The sequence below is a fragment of the Bradyrhizobium sp. SOJA106 genome (assembly GCF_059448745.1).
In genome coordinates this window covers 862,631-878,141 of sequence record NZ_CM182549.1, presented here as the reverse complement: position 1 = coordinate 878,141, position 15,511 = coordinate 862,631, and the positions used below count along the sequence as shown (strand labels likewise).

The window sequence follows — 15,511 nt, the reverse complement described above, 5'->3', positions numbered from 1 at the left end:
CCGGGGGCGAGCTGCGTGTTCGTCGCCGCAAGCTGGCCGCGCACCCGACCCCGGTGCACATCAGTGGAAGATGAAATCGCTGGTCTTGAGGTTCGCGGCGATCACGTTCTTGAGCAGCAGCGACTCAGTCTCCATCACCGGCGCGCCCTCGCGCTGCGTGACCTGCTGATGCCACGTGACCAAGGTGTCGCTGGTGCCGCCCTGCTGGACAACCGTGAGATTGCCGATGGAGCTGACGTCCGAGAACTGGCGCAGATCGATCTTGTCCAGCCCTTCCGTGAAATCGGTGATGGTGTGCGTGAATTCGGTGACGGGATGTCCATGGTCGTACAGCATCCCCGGCGCGAACACGAACTGATCCTTGGCGCCGCCGCCGGTCAGCGTGTCGCCGGTCGTGGTCGCGAAGATGACGTCCTTGCCGTCGGTGCCTCGCAGGGTGATGCCCTGGCCGGTCTCGCCGGCCTCGTTGAAGATGAAATTGACGGTGTCGGACAGACCGCTGGTCTTGTCCGTCACGGTGAGCGTGATCTGGTCCGCCTCAGGCCGGACGCTACCTGGATAGTAGGTGACGCCATCCGCGAGGGTCGACTTGATATTTTCGAGGTCGCCGCAAGCTACCCCCGGATCGACGCTGCTGCCCGGATCATGCGCGGTCGCCACGATCCTGAAGTCATCGGTGGCAGCGCCCGAGTCGGTATCGACGACCGAGAGGCCGGTGATGGTATCGATATTGATTTCGTTACTGTGCCAGACGTGGAAGCTCTCGGTGTTGATGACCGGGCCGCTGTCTGCGGGCGCCGGCGTATCGTCGTCCGTGTGGATCGTGATCCGCGTGTGGCCGGTGCCGTCATCGCTGCCGGCGAAGTGCGTGTGGCTGTAATCGGCGCCGGTCAGGGTCAAGCTCATGGTCTGACCATCATTGCCGGTAACCGTCAGCACGCCGCCGGTCGAACGATCGGCATTGGCGACATAGACCGCGCTGGTGCCGGGTCCGTATTTGATGGTCGACAGGTCGATCGTGTCGGTCGCGGACAGTTCCGCGATCGATCCGCCGAAGCTCGCGGTGTCGATCTGAAGCTCGGCGCCGTCGCCCGCGAGCGTGATCGTCTGCGAGACCGAGCCATCGAGCTTGAGCAGCGCGCCCGCATCGACGGTGACCGAGCCGGTGCCGGACAGCGAGCCGAACAGGGTCAAGGTGCCATCATGGACCTCGATGGTGCCGGTATTGGCGATGGTCCCCGAAATCGATGCGGTGCCCCAGCTGTCGATCTCGTGAGTGTTGGTGATGTGCAGGCCGGCCCCGAAAATCGAGGCGCCGTTGAGCAGATCGATGACGCCGTCGTTGACGATCGAGGACAGGTTGCCGAACACGCTGGTGCCGGAGACGGTCCAGGTGCCGGCCGCCGCGTTGTCGAAGGTCGCATGTGCGACCGAGATGTTGCCGTTGATCGCGTGGAAGTTGTTGATGGTGATGGCGCCGCCGGTCTCGACGATCGCATAGGTCGTCGAGGTCACGGTGCCGGCGCCTGGTCCGATCGTGCCGGAATTGTCGATCGTCGCCAAGCCCGTGGTGTTTTCCTGGATGAAGATCGCCGTATGGCCGGTCGGAGCCACGATCGAGCCGGAATTGGTGATGTGGGTTGAGCCGGTCGCGCCGGCTTCGTTCTGGGTGACGCTGATGCCGGCGAGGCTGGTGCTGGTGATGTCGCCACCGTTGACGATGCTGACGTCGCCCGCGCCGCTGGCGATGGCGGCGAGACCAATCGCGCCCGTGGCGGAGCCTTCATTGGTGACGCTGACGTCGCCGCCGCCATGATCGAACGCGCCGATCGCCGTGCCTGCGGCGGTGATCTCGGAATTCTGGCCAGTCTTGACCGTGATGTCGCCAACGCCCCAGGTGAACGCCTCGATGCCGTAGCCGGCATCTGCGGTGATCTTCGCATCGCTGTCGACGAGGACGTCGCCGTGGACCGCGTTCGAGAAGGCGCCGGTCCCGCCAGGCTTGTAGCCGGCGATGATTCCGCCCGGCGTGGCGTTGTCGTTGTTCAGCGTCGTGCCGGAATGGATGGTGCCGTGCGCCTCGACCGAGATCGTGCTGCCCACGCCTTGCGCGATCGCGTCCGCGAAGCTGACGGCGACGATGCCGGAGCTGCCTGAAGTGATGCTGTCGCCCTTCGCCAGCGTGACGCTGATGTCGCCCTGGTCGACGCTGAAGGCCCTGATGCCGTAGCTCGTCGCGCCCGAGATCGTGACGTTCTCGCCGAGCGTGACCGCCACGTCGCCGGTGCCGCCGCTCAAGCCCGCGGCGTTGATGCCGATGCTCTGGGTGCCGGCAACGGAGATCGTCGTGCCGGCAAAGCTGGTCACGGTGACATTGCCATTGCCGTAATTGTAGGCGTCGATGCCATAACCGGCAGCGGCGGTGATATTGGCGTGGTTGTTGACGACGACCGCGCCGTTGACGCCGGTGTTGTCGTGGGTGCCGATCGTGGCGCCGGTGTAGCCGACCTCGATGCCACCAGGCGAATTGCCGGCGAGGTTCGGGCTGCTGCCGGAGTTGATCGTGCCGTAGGCGTTGATGGTGATCGTGCTGCCGTCCGCCGCGTCGAGCGAGACCGCGCGATTGACGACGACGATGCCCGAGCTGCCGGAGGTGATGACGCTGCCGGCCTCGGTCGTGACGCTCTGGCTGCCGCTGCCATAGCTGCGCGACCGGATGCCGTAGACCGAGCTGCCCGTGATCGCGCCGCCGGCATCGATGGTGATATCGCCGCCACCCTGCGTGACCGCGTCGATGCCGTAGGCGCCGCCCTCGGCGCCACCGCGCTGGGTGATCGAGATGTCGCCGCCATTGGCGCTGTTCAGATTCTGGACGAGAACGCCGACCGAATTCGCGCCGGTGCCGGTCGCCTTGCCGGTGACGTTGTCGACGGTGATGTCGCCGACGCCGCTGGCGCTGTCGCGCAGCGTGATGCCGTTGCCGGCGAGGCCTTTGACGTCCCCGGTCGCCGTCAGCGAGACGTCGCCGGTGCCGCTCTGCGTGACGACGACGCCATTGGCGGCACCTGTCAGAGTTCCCGCGGGCGTAACGACGATGTCGGCAGGCCTGGCCAGCGTGCCGCCCGACGCCATGAAAGTGAGCGCATTTCCGTTCGACGTCGTGATGTCGGCCGTACCCGTGACGGTGAAGGTGCCGCCGGTCGACGATTGGCCGGTGATGGTGCCGGTAAAGCTCTGGCCCGCGACCTTGTCGAGCTGGAGCGTGTCGATGCCGCCGGCGAAGGTGACGGTCTGCGCCGTCGCCCCCGCGAGCTCGAGCGTTGCGCCGTCGTCGATGATCACCCTGCCCACGCCGCTGAGACCGCCGGACAGGTCGAGCGTGCCGGCCTGCACCTCGATGCTGCCGGTGTTATCGACGGCCGCCGAGACCGTGTTGAACCCGGAAACGCCGTAGAGATTGCCGGCATTGCCGAGGCTGCCGCCGTTGATCGAGACGTCGGTGAGATAGAGCTTCGAGTGGCCGTCGACGGTGATCGTTCCGGTGCTGCTGTTGCTGACAGTGAGATTTGCCAGCTTCAGCACGCCATAGTTGATCGCAACGAGAGAGGCGGTGTTGGAGATATCTTCGCCGGAGATATCGAGCACACCGCCGTTCGCCTGAACGAGACCGTGATTGGTGATGGTGTGGATCGTGGCAGGATCGATCGTCAGCGTGCCACTGGTGACGGTGATCGTACCCGTATTCGTGATGTCGGCATCGTCGATGGCGCTCGCGCCGGTCGATTCCAGCGTGCCGGCGATCGTGACCGTGCCGCCATTGATGGTCGCGCCGTTGACCGTCAGCTTGCCGGTGGCATCGACCGTGACATGGCCGGCGTTGGTGACACTGGTGCCCTGGTCGATGCTCAGCCAGCCATTCGCCAGCACCTTGATCGTGCCGGTCGCGGCGTTGGAGACGGTCTCTTGAGCGAACTCGGCCGTGCCCTTGACGTTGACGTTCCCGGAATTGTCCAGCGTGCCGTTCTCGATCAGGCTGGTGCCGTCGAGCTCCAGCGTGCCGAGAATGGCGACGGTGCCGCCATCGACGGTCGCGCCGTCGACGATCAGCGTCGTACCGCCGTCGGCCTTCAACGTGCCGCCGGCATTGTGGATCGCAGCCAGCGTCTTCAGCGTGCCGCCGGACAGCTCGATCGTGCCGGAATTGGTGATCTTGGTACCGGCAGCGAAATCGCCGCCGCCCGCAAGCGTCAGGTGGCCGGCATTGGTGAGCACGCTGGTGCCGAGAATCTCGGCCTTGCCGCTGACCGACATCGTGCCCGTCGCGGCGTTGGTGAGGATCGAGTCCGCGCTCATGTTGAGCGCGCCTGCGATCGTCAGCGAGCTCTGGTTGATCAGCTCCGGCGGCGGGCCGCCGAAATCGTTCATCGTCACCGACTTGGCATAGGCGACGGTGTCGATCGTCACCGGATAGGACGGGGTCAGGCCGTGCAGCTGATCGGTGATGACGATGACGTCGTCATTGATGGTCGGAACGGTACCGGTTTCCCAGTTGGCCGCGTCTTTCCAGAACCCGCCCGAGGGAGCGCCCGCCTTGTCGGTCGCGATCCACACCACGGCGGGCGCGTCGGTGCCCGTGATGGTGACGGTGATGGTCTGCTGCGAGATCGCTCCTTGCGAATCCGTGAGCGTCACGGTGTAGACCAGCGTCAGCACCTCGCCCTTCGGGATGAAGTCGGCGAGATAGACCGGTAGATCGGCCAGCGACCAGTTGATGGTGCCGGTACCGTCGCCGGTGCTGTCGGCGCCCGACGCGATGGAGACCGACATCGCCTTCGCAAACGCCGCGAGCGGGCCCGGCGGCACGGTGCCGTCGGGAAGGGTCGCGCTGGTGAGCTTCACCGACACCGTGTGCGTGTCGGTGAGGTCGACATCGTTGAAGCTGAGTGTGCCCGAGGTCGGAACGTCGCTGGCGAGCGGACCACCGGGCACGCTGGTGCCGCCCTCGAAGGTGATGGTCGGCACGCTCGTGGTGATCACCGGCTTGTCGTTGGTGCCGGTGATCGTGATGGTGATGGGAATGAGGGCGGATTCAGGATTGACGGCGAAATTGTTGTTGATGCGGACCATGTAGGTCAGCGTCAGCGTTTCACCGGCCGCGAGAAAGTCGAAGACGTGATCGGGGATCGTGTAGGTCCAGACCGCCGAGCCGTTGTTGTTGTTGGCGGCGTCGGGGACGACCTGGATAGCGATCTGGGTCGCCGCGATGTCCTGCTTCTGAAGCGCGGAGAGCGTGCCGGTGACGTCCTGCTGGCCGGCATTCTTGTAGACGTAGTTCGGCGCGGCGGCGAGACTGATCGATACCGTCGGCTGGTCGCCGAGATTTTGGTCGACGAAGGTGATCCGGCCTGAGATCGTGTCGACACCGACGGTGTCGCCGGTCCCGTCCGCGCGGTCGCCGGTCGCGTTCGCGCGCTCGGTCAACGTGAAGGCCGTCTTCACATTGCCGTTGGCATCGAGGCTGCGCGCATCCGGCGGACCGGGAATGCGGGTGCTGGTCGCCGGTGAGTGGCCTGGCCCCGCGGACGTCTGCGGATTGAGGTTCGTGAAGATCGGGATCGCGGTGGCGCCGGAGGGCGTCTTGATCAGGATGCCGTCGGGGGTTTGCGTGATCGTGTCGGTGAAGTTCGTGGTGAGCTTGGTATTGGTGTTGTTGTCGGTGAACTTCAGCGTGAACACATCCGTGATCAGCTTCTGCACGTCCGGCGACAGCAGCCCATTGGTGATCGAGACGTTGCCGCCGCTGATCTGGATCATCTGGCCGGCCTGGTTGACCGTCGCGATCGGCAGCAGCGTGACCTTGTCGAACAGGATGTAGGAGCCGGTCGTGCCGTTCGGCTCGACCAGCACCTGGAAGCTCGCCTGCGGCTGCGGATCGCCGCCGCCGGCAGGAACGACGAAGTTGATCTGGGTCAGCACCGCCGTGCCGCGGATGCCCATGGTGGCGACCGGCGTGTCGATCTTCATGTCGCCGTGCTTGGCGGTCTCGCCGGCGACGAAGGTGATGGTGCCTGCGACAAGGCTCAGCAGCGAGGAGTTGCTGGACCCGTTGGGGTCGTAGACCATCTCGTTCAGCACCATCCGCGCATTCGAGGACAGGCCGAACACGGTGCCGTCGATGAAGGTGATGCCGATCGTCGAATCGGCGCCGGTCGAGACCACGTCACCTTTCTCGACGTTGTCACCGTTGTTGAGGGTGACCGAGACGCCGTTGCGGATCGCGGTCGCGCTGCCCGACAGCTTGGTGACATGGCCGATGACCTGGGCCGCGGCAACGCCGGAGGCGGCCTGCGCATATTGCACATTGCCCGTCAGCGCGCTGACGACGTCGCCGGTGAGATGGGCGCCGTCGCGCGAGGCGACCGCCGCGCGCTTGTCGCCTCTGAAATAATCGTGAACGACGAACTCGTACCCGTCATGGGACAGCACGAGATCGAGGCCGGCGCGCTTGAACTCGCCGTTGAAGATCAGGTTGGCATCGGGGACGACAACCGCGCCGTCGGGTACGTGCCCCTGCGCCTTGGCGATGAACGGCTTGCCGGTAAAAGAATCGACATGGAGGTCGACGGGCGAGTGGGAACCCTGACCGTCCATAGAGATCGCGGCGTCAAATTTACCAGCGTAATTCAACCAGGCACCGTAAAAAGGGTTAATATTTATGTAAGTATCGACCGACTAAGCTTGCTTAGCATTACCGAGTCGTTAGCGAAACCATCTATTGCTTGTGTGATTTCGTGTCACTTGGCCGCACAAGCGGCGCCGAGCGACGCCGCCACAGTAAAACTGAAGTAGTTTTGGAAACATCCCAAGGTCGAATTTGGCTTATCCGCGCACGTTTCCAGTCATCCAAAGTAATCTGTCGTAGGTGTCACAACGACAGATACTTGTGTCATCTTTCCTTCGTGGTGCCCCGCAGCATCCTGCGGCAAATACGGGTCTGAATCCGTGACCTAACTAACAGAAGCCGTGAAATAGCGGACTGTTAGCCATGGCATTCAGAATCGCCCGCCTTACAACTTTTGCCTGCAATTGGCCCCGTTTCGCGGCAGCGAGCGCTTCCTAGCCGGCGAATCGTAAAGTTTTACGCAATTTGGACAGGCGCGTTTCAGCCTGTCCTCCGGTTTTGGGGCCCTGGCCGTCCGCGTTAAGCAGAACAAAACGGCCCGCCTCGCACTATCTCCGCGAAAGCAACAAAGGCCGGTGCGTCGAGGTCGAGGGGACCCGGCGAAGCCGGAAGGGGATGTCAGATGGAGACCGCTGCTCGCTCGCGCGCCTGGCGCGCAATCCTTGTCATGTGCGGCTTGATCCTGCTCGGATCGGCGGCCGAGCTTCGCGCGGGCTCGCTGCTGTCGCCCGGAGCGGGCGTCCTCGTGCGCAAATCCGCCGAGCCGTTCGGCGTGTTCGCCTTCGCGATCTCCGGCGGCGCCCTACGGGAGAAATGGTCTGCGCTGAAGGCCAGGCTCGACGACGACATGGTGCAGCTCGCGCTGTGCGACGGCGACCGTGACAATTGTGCTTCGCCCGCGGCGCTGAAGCTGCTCGCCATCGTCGACCAGGCCCGTGCCCGCGACGGCCGCGCCCGGCTAGGTGAGACCAACCGCGCCATCAATCTTGCCATCCATCCCGCCGATGATGGCGCTGACGACGTCTGGAGCTCGCCGCTTGCGACCTTCGCGCGCGGCGCCGGGGATTGCGAAGACTATGCCATCGCCAAGCTCGCCGCGCTGCGCCTTGCCGGCGTTGCCGCCGACGATCTCCGCATCGTCGTGGTGCGCGACGTCAGGGCCGGCGAGGAGCACGCGGTGGTCGCCGCAAAGCTCGACGGCCACTGGCTGATGCTCGACAACCGCCGCATGGCGATGGTCGAGGACGACGCCGCACGGAGCTACCAGCCGCTGTTCGTGCTCTACCAGGCGGCGGTGATGAAATATGTCGACGAGCCGGTGCGGTTCTCGATGGTCGCCGCCGAGGCGCGGTGATCCAGAGTGTATACTCATAGAGGCGCAGATGTCGTCTCTTGGGGTCTAAGCAGAAATGTTCTGCTTAAGCGGAGTATTGCCGTTTTTGGCCCATCGCTACCACGTCCCACGGCCAAGGATATGTCGGCCGTCAGGGGTAGACCGGACCTAACGTAAGCCGGGCCAAACCGTCGCGATTGACCCGAAGACGACATCAATGCTCCGGCACCCCGGCCAAGCTCAGCCCCTCATACAATTGCGCGCGTCCGGCGAGGTAGATCGGATTGTCGCTTGGCAGGTGGGAGCGCACGCGGCGGATGGTGAAACTTGGATTAAGGGCAAGTGCTGCCCGCGCGGCACGCTTGGCCTCCTCGATCGCACCCATCTTCGCTAACGCAGCGGCCAGCCAAAAGTGCGCGAGCGGGTGATTTCGATTGGCCTCAATGCTCCGGCGTAAGCAAACGACCGCCTCTCCATATGCGCCAAGGTGAAACTTGGCCATTCCGACGATCATCAGCCAAATATAAGAACGGGTATCGCGAGGAGACAATCGAAGAGCCTCCTGCACATCGGCTTCGGCCTCGCCCGCGCGGCCAATGTACACCTTGGCGAGACCGATCCAAGCGTGGGCATGGGCCAGATTGCGATCCAACGCCAGAGCCCGTTCGCATTCAGCAATACCCTCAGGCACGCGGTTCGTAAGAACATAGACGACGCCCAATCGCAAGTGCGCCAACGCATGCTGAGGAGCCAACGACAAAACCTTATTTACGGTCGCCTCAGCGGTCCGAAGGAGAGGAGATGGCTCGTCGGTTAACAATGCGGCTACCGCTGCTTCATCCAGGCCTGCGCGACCGACCAGCGCGTCGATGCAGCCCGGGTCTAGCACCAGGGCTCGTTCGAAAAAGCCCCGCGCCTGCGTTAGGTGCTCTGGCGTAGTCCCTCTGTTCGCGATAGCGACGCCCTGGAAATAAAGATCCATCGCATCCGGATCTACCGAGCGTTGGGCTCGCCGCGCCTCTGCCGCAATGAGCTCGGCATTTAGGGCACTAGCCAGCCGAGCGACGATCTCGTCCTGCATATCGAACAGATCAGCGAGAGGCTTGTCGAACCGTTCGGCCCAAAGGTGACTGCCGCTTTCGCTGTCGACAAGCTGAGCGTTCACCCGAAGGCGATCGCCACTTCGCTGAACAGATCCTTCAAGCACGTAGCGCACGTTCAATTCGCGCCCAATCCTCTTTAAGTCGATCGCTGCACCTTTGTATGTGAATGCGGTATGCCGACCGATTACAAGTGCACCCGATATGCGCGACATGTCGGTGGTCAGGGCCTCCGTGACGCCGTCCACGAAATACTCTTGCTCTGGGCCGCCACCGAGATTGGCAAAAGGCAGCACAACGATGGAGAGACGAGGTGGAGAGCATGACGGCAGCGGCGCCCGCTGCGATGTGCTCAGACCGTCCCAGATTATAGCGTAAGATCGCACGGCGCGATCAATGTTCTTGAGAATTTGCTCGCCGAGATCGATGAACTCAACCTCAGCCTTGCCGCGGACATGATCATACGCCGAAGACGAAATACAGATACCGCCAGGCTGCGCCAAGCTCTCAAGCCGTGCTGCGATGTTGACGCCATCTCCGAAGATGTCATGCGGCTCAACGATCACATCACTAATGTTGATGCCGACCCGAAAGGCAATGCGCCATTCGTCAACTTCATGAGCGGTCAGCTCGTTGACGCGGCTCTGGAACTGCACCGCTGCTCGAACCGCTTCGACGGCGCTCGGAAACTCTGCCAAGAACCCGTCGCCAGTGTTCTTGACGATCCGGCCGCTGTGTCCGGTGATTGCTGGATCAACAGCCTTAGCCAAGAGTGCTGTCAGTCTGATGTGTGTCGCCTCTTCGTCATGATGCATGAGCTTCGAATAACCCGCCACGTCGGCGGCCAATATAGCCGCTAACCTGCGCTCAACCCGGACTGGCCGCTCCTGCACCATCACTCGCAATCCAACCCATTCCTATCCTACAACGGGTTGCAAGGATTGCCCATGCACTTATGTCGCCTTTTGGCCCGCTGCTGACCCTCGTATGAGCGACCCTCGTGTCTGGTTAGTAGGTTAGACCGGAAATAGTCCTAGGCGGGGACGAAGTCGCAGCTTAACCCGAGCCGAAGTTGGATTTTGTCGATCGATATCCCTGTCCCGGCAGCCGGGCGTTCGTTGCGCCGGCGAAGCATGCCCGCTCCGCCGCCGCAACCATTGGCACTTAGCCGGCGCGAACGTAGCCGTAGCGAAGGTTCGAGGGTTGCTTCGCAGCTTGGGTGTACTCAATCTTGAGCGCTGCGAGGCGGTCCTCGGAAAAGGCCGGCATCCTGGTGTTATCGGCCGCCTTCAGTTTAATCTTGTAAAACCTGGTCGCGTTGCCCGCGAAGATCAGCTGCTTGGTGCCGCTGTTAGCGTCGCCGAGTGGCGCAAAGCCGTACTTCTTCTGCATGTCCTCAGGGATTTCGAGCCGGCGCAGCGCCTCGATCTGCCACTGCGGCGAGCCGTACCAGACCGAGTCTGTGCCCCACATGACGTGGTCGACCCCCATGCCCTTGATCAGCGTTCCGACCAGGGCCGCACAGAATTTCGGATGCGCCACGGCCGAGTTGGCAAAGGACGTGCCGAGCTCGGCATAGACGTTGGTGACGCCGAATTTCTGCGGAATTTCCGCGAGATCCGAGGCCCACTGGATGCGGCCGGTCTGCTCGAACTCCGCCCACGCCTTGTCCGGCAGCTCGAGGAATGGCCGTAGCGCCGAGTGATAAATCACGAAGTTCATCTGCGGCCAATCCTTGGCAGCCTTTCCGATGTCCCACGCGGTTGCGTATTCCCACACGCCGGCGAACGACTTCTCGTAATCGGGCGGCAGCAGCCCCTTGTGGATACAGAGCGTATTGATGCCGGCCTTCACCGCTTTTTCGTAGAATGGATACATCAGCAGCTCGTCGTCGAGCCGCCATGGGAACTTGGAGGGCGCCAGCGGATCGCCGATTGTGTAGGACTTCCAGGAGTCCGGCTTGTAGACGTCGATCGCCTTGTCGACCTCCTCCATCCAGCCGGGCTGCTTGGGGGTGATGACACTGTGCGCCAGCAGGCGGCGCGATCCGGCGAAGTCGTTGATGAGTTCGCGCGCCTTGACGATCTGCTCGTTGGACAGAAGCCACCAGCTTGGATCGTCGAACGGCGCGCCGCTCAAGAGTGCCATGTTGGTGTCGCTGTCGTAGTAGATCTCTTTCACGTAGTTCTGAAACTTGTAGCGGGCGAGCGAGGAGACGCCTTCCTCCTTCATCTTCGGATTCCAGTGCTGGCTCGCAAAGTCCGCCAGCCCCAAGAGCTCCTTGTGATCGAAGTCGTCGCGCACGAAATGGGTCTGGACGTCGAAGATGAACTGGCCGGCGAGGGCTTGCGCGCGCGCCAGCATCAGCTCGGGCTCGCGGGCCTCTGCGGGCGCGACCTGGAAGACATTGCCATAGATGTCGTTCATGGCGAGGAATGCCGCCGCCATGCCGCAGCTCGTATGCAGGAACTGCCTGCGGCTCAAGCCGAGGTGCTTGCCGTTCACGTCGGCAAGCTCGTTGATCCGCGCCTCGACCTTCCTTTGCGTAGCGCTTTGCGGGGGCGGCAGATACTCGCCGTTAGAAACAATCTGAGTGGGAATCGGCGTTGCCGCCGATGCCGCCTCCGCGCCCGCGACGAGACGCTGTTCTCGCTCACTGAGCCAGGTACCCATTGTTCTCCTCCCTTTTGGCCATCGACAGTGCTGGTCAGCGCGCGCATGAGGCTGCGCGGTTGGCCACTCCCGATCACTTAGTTGCACCGACTAGTCGTACCCTCCCTTTTCAGCTACGTATGAAGCCATCACACTTGCCTCACGGTCTCTCCATCGCTAAAAAACTACTTGCGGTAGTGACGCGTCATCGCTGAATTGAATGCTCAAACTTCCATTGGCGCAAGCGATGTAATCCGACAGTCACGCTGTCCCAGTGCCGCTCCCTGTGACTGGCACATTGCCGGCGCGCTGCCGTGATGGTTCGGAAATGCAACTGGCGTTACGCTGGCACCGACCGGCGAAGTCGTCGCAAAGCAATACGAGATTCTCAAAGAATCCTTCCGACGTTGAACAGTATAGCTGTCTTATGGAATCCAGATGCGCCCGTTCAGGCACAAATCTTAGAAACAATTAAGACTATCGGAGCTTCATTGGCCATTACCGTGAAAGGGAGTGCCAATCAGCCGCCGGGGAGACATCGAAAAAGCATTCGAAGCGCTTGGCGAAGAGCGGCCGCAGGCTATCATGGTGCTAGTCGACTCGTTTTCGCTTGCAAACCGCGCGCTAATTGGAAAGCTAGCCGCTGAACGGAGACTTCTCACGTCGTTTGAGACAAAGGACTACGTGGCTGCTGGCGGACTGGTCTCGTATGGACTTCCTTATCTGGATCACTACGCGCGCGGTGCTGACTTCGTGTCCAAAATTCTCAAGGGGCCGATCCGCGAGATTTACCGGTCGAACAGCCGACTCGATATGAGCTTGTGATCAATGCGAAGACAGCCAAGCAAGTCGGCTTGGAAATTCCCCCGATGATATATGCCCGCGCGAACGAGGTGATAGAATACGCCGCGCAGGACGGTTGTGAGCCCTCGCATGTCTCCTAGCGGAGCAGCGACGCGTCTCGGGATTACTTAATTCGTACAGCCGCCATCTCATCCGTTCGCGCTGCGTGTCAGCTGCTCGCCCTTCTTGGACCTCGTGCAACGTCTGCTTCTGGGCCGCTGTTCAGGATAAGCGGACATCGCGGATATGAGTTACACACGGACTACTGGCCCTGTAGCCCGGACCTCGTCCCGCCACAAACCGGTTTCGTCGCCGGTTCCGGGGCGCTAGCATGGTGCCTTCTATGCGGGGGCGAGTGGAATGCGGTTCATCGTGCTGTCTGTGCTTGCGTTGCTGGCGTTGCCGGCGGCACCAGCCTTGGCGCAATCCGGCCCATCCGACCGCTCCGTCGCCGATCGGCTGCCGCTATTTGCCCGAAACAACTGCCAGTCGATTCGCGATCCCGGCAACCAATTGTTCTGCGGCGATCCCGAGCTCGCTGCCGCCGCCGAGAAGCTGAGCATTGCGATCGAGGCGCGGCTCGCGCGCCTGCCCGATCGTCTGCCCGCGATCGAGGAGAACGCGATCTGGATCCGCCAGCGCAATCTCGGCTGCGGCATCGTCGGCCAGACCGCGATCCGCTCCGACGAGTTCGACCGGGTGAAAGCGTGCCTGCTCAAGGTGACCGAGGAGCGCGCCGCGATCGTACGCGACCCGGATTTCGACTGTCTTGCGGCCAACACCGCGGCGGGCGCGCTGATCTGCGCGGACCCGGCGCTGGCGCTCACCGAGACCGAGCTGAACAGCCAGGTGCTCGGCCTGATCGGCAAGCTCGACCCGACCGCGGCGCGCTTTGCCTACGCCGAATACGGCCGCTGGACGCGCGAGCGCGATCGCAAGTGCAATCTTGTGGGCAAGGAGAACGTGCCGCTGGCCGAGCTCGAAACGGCGGAAGGCTGCCTCGCCGACTATCTGAAGCACAAGAGCGAGGAGATCCGCGCGGCGAAAGGCGATCCGAAGAAGGTGTTCGGCCGGCAGATCGCGGCGCGCTCGCCCGACACCGACGCGGTCGATTTCTGCGCCGCGCGGATTCACGCCGCCAATTCCTGCGGAAACTTCCTTCGCATCAACCGCGTCTATGCGATCGACAGCCAGGTCACCGAGCAGGAGGCGCAAATCACCGGCGAGATCGAGATGGCGGTGCTGGCGCCCTTCACCACCTGCAGCAAGGTCGCCTCGACCTGCACCGGCACTTGCTGGAATCCCAGGACGGGCCAGCCGCAGGCGGGGGCCGACAACAAGGAGCGCTCCGGCGAAGCCTTCAACGTCACGCGCCGGCTGAGAATCCAGCGGACCTTTGCGTTCGTCAAAGCCGCCGACGGCTGGCGTTGCCGGGAAGACGAGCTGGCCCCGGTGAATTCGGGGACGGCAGGCGGGGGATCGTAGCTCTTACCCTCCCGTGGAGGGCAGGGCCATCGCATATGCCCAAGAACTTGGGGCACTGAAGCTTCCACAACGTCATGGCCGGGCTTGTCCCGGCCATCCACGCCGCGCCGAGTGGCACACAGAACGTGGATGCCCGGGACAAGGCCGGGCATGACGTCCTCTCCTGAATGTTCGTACGCGATTCCCTTCCAGGGGAAGGCAAGCGAGATCAAAACATCAGATTGTCCTTCACCAGCACCCAGCGGCCGCCCTTGACCTGCTGCACCTGGGTGATGGTGTTGGCGAGGTGGTCGGTCTTGGAGAACTTGGTCGGCGGCGAGTTGAAGATGTCGAGGAATTTTTCGCCGGACTCGAGCGAATCAAGCATCTTCTGACCGGTCAGATCCTTGCCCGCCTTGTCGGCGTAGAACGCAAATGTCATCACCGCATTGTAGCCGATGATCGCCTGCGTGTTGGCATCGGTGCCAAACATCTTCTTGTAGTTGATCAGCCAGTCGTGGACCTTGCCCTTGGCGGTGTCCTCATAGGGAATCTCGAAGCCGCTCGCCGCGTAGAGTCCTTCGACGGCGTCCTTGCCGAGCATCGGCACCTCCATCACGTTGGTCGGTGTTGCGCCAAGGAACGTGACGTCCCAGCCCAGCTTCTTGGCCTCGCCCATGGCCCCGATCGGCTCGCGCAGGACCGCGCCGAGCACCACGAGATCGCAGCCGTCGGACTTCATCTTGGCAATCTGCGCGCTGAAATCGGAGGCGCCGCGCTTGTAGCTGGTGACCGAGGCCGGCTGCACCTTCATCGCGGTGAGCTGCTGGTTGAAACCGTCGAGCACGTTCTTTCCGTACTCGTCGTCCTGATACATGATGCAGGGCTTCTGGAAGTTCTTCCACTCCATCATGTATTTGAGCGCGGCGCGCGTGCTCTCGACATAGGGCAGCAAATTGTTGAACTTCAGCCGCTCCTGCGGCTTGGCCGGGTCGAACTTGAAGGTGAACTCGGCCGCCGTCAGCGGGAACAGCTGGAGCACGCCGGCGTCGAGCAGGATATCCTGCGCGGCGAGAACGGTCGGCGATCCCATCGCACCCACCATCGCGAAGATCTTGTCGCGCTCGATCAGCTTCTGCGAGGCCAGCACGGCCTTCTTGGGGTCGTAGCCGCTGTCCTCGACCACCAGGCGGATCTTGCGCCCCTGGACGCCGCCGGCCGCGTTGATCTCCTCGACCGCCATCTTCATGCCGTTGGAGACCGGCACGCCCCATCCCTTGATCGGACCCGACAGGTCCTGATGGGTGCCGATGACGATCTCGGATGCCGAGATGCCTTGATTGGTGACCTTGGTTTGCGCCACGGCCGGCAGACTGGCGAGCACCACGGCGCTCACAGCAAGGCCGAATGCGCTGAACGATTTCGACATGGACGTCT

General features: G+C 62.8%; 7 protein-coding genes. 3 read left to right on the top strand and 4 right to left on the bottom strand.

Annotated elements, in window-relative coordinates; translation table 11 throughout:
- Nucleotides 1-60: 60 nt before the first annotated feature.
- On the bottom strand, nucleotides 61-6,651 hold the full coding sequence (locus AC5V87_RS04085; RefSeq protein ID WP_495370085.1) for a FecR domain-containing protein: 6,591 nt from the start codon (nucleotides 6,649-6,651) through the stop codon (nucleotides 61-63).
- A 653-nt stretch (nucleotides 6,652-7,304) separates the two neighbouring features.
- Between AC5V87_RS04085 and AC5V87_RS04080 the strand changes: the two genes are divergently transcribed.
- Nucleotides 7,305-8,036, top strand: coding sequence for a transglutaminase-like cysteine peptidase (locus AC5V87_RS04080; protein WP_456841238.1), 732 nt, complete (start codon nucleotides 7,305-7,307; stop codon nucleotides 8,034-8,036).
- A 193-nt stretch (nucleotides 8,037-8,229) separates the two neighbouring features.
- On the opposite strand, the gene AC5V87_RS04075 is transcribed toward AC5V87_RS04080, so the two are convergent.
- Both AC5V87_RS04075 and AC5V87_RS04070 read right to left on the bottom strand, forming a co-directional pair.
- Nucleotides 8,230-10,011, bottom strand: a complete 1,782-nt coding sequence (locus AC5V87_RS04075; protein WP_456841239.1) for an adenylate/guanylate cyclase domain-containing protein — start codon at nucleotides 10,009-10,011, stop codon at nucleotides 8,230-8,232.
- A 268-nt stretch (nucleotides 10,012-10,279) separates the two neighbouring features.
- Entirely contained in the window at nucleotides 10,280-11,788 is a 1,509-nt protein-coding gene (locus tag AC5V87_RS04070; RefSeq protein ID WP_456841240.1) for an amidohydrolase family protein, read from the bottom strand.
- 492 nt (nucleotides 11,789-12,280) lie between these two features.
- On the opposite strand from AC5V87_RS04070, the gene AC5V87_RS04065 reads away from it, so the two are divergent.
- Both AC5V87_RS04065 and AC5V87_RS04060 read left to right on the top strand, forming a co-directional pair.
- The gene (locus tag AC5V87_RS04065; protein WP_456841241.1) at nucleotides 12,281-12,592 is read left to right on the top strand and encodes a type 1 periplasmic-binding domain-containing protein; all 312 of its coding nucleotides are present in this window, start codon (nucleotides 12,281-12,283) and stop codon (nucleotides 12,590-12,592) included.
- Between the two features lie 378 nt (nucleotides 12,593-12,970).
- On the top strand, nucleotides 12,971-14,095 hold the full coding sequence (locus AC5V87_RS04060) for a lysozyme inhibitor LprI family protein (protein WP_456841242.1): 1,125 nt from the start codon (nucleotides 12,971-12,973) through the stop codon (nucleotides 14,093-14,095).
- Between the two features lie 208 nt (nucleotides 14,096-14,303).
- Here AC5V87_RS04060 and AC5V87_RS04055 read toward each other — a convergent pair whose 3' ends face one another.
- Nucleotides 14,304-15,503 carry an ABC transporter substrate-binding protein gene (locus tag AC5V87_RS04055; protein ID WP_456841243.1) on the bottom strand — a complete coding sequence of 400 codons (1,200 nt, stop codon included), beginning with the start codon at nucleotides 15,501-15,503 and terminating at the stop codon, nucleotides 14,304-14,306.
- Nucleotides 15,504-15,511: the final 8 nt, after the last annotated feature.

Bases quoted from the DNA above. Each gene is read 5' to 3' on its own strand.
- AC5V87_RS04060 (WP_456841242.1), top strand. From the start codon at position 12,971: ATGCGGTTCATCGTGCTGTCTGTGCTTGCGTTGCTGGCGTTGCCGGCG.
- AC5V87_RS04075 (WP_456841239.1), bottom strand. From the start codon at position 10,011: ATGGTGCAGGAGCGGCCAGTCCGGGTTGAGCGCAGGTTAGCGGCTATA.
- AC5V87_RS04070 (WP_456841240.1), bottom strand. From the start codon at position 11,788: ATGGGTACCTGGCTCAGTGAGCGAGAACAGCGTCTCGTCGCGGGCGCG.
- AC5V87_RS04055 (WP_456841243.1), bottom strand. From the start codon at position 15,503: ATGTCGAAATCGTTCAGCGCATTCGGCCTTGCTGTGAGCGCCGTGGTG.
- AC5V87_RS04085 (WP_495370085.1), bottom strand. From the start codon at position 6,651: ATGGACGGTCAGGGTTCCCACTCGCCCGTCGACCTCCATGTCGATTCT.
- AC5V87_RS04080 (WP_456841238.1), top strand. From the start codon at position 7,305: ATGGAGACCGCTGCTCGCTCGCGCGCCTGGCGCGCAATCCTTGTCATG.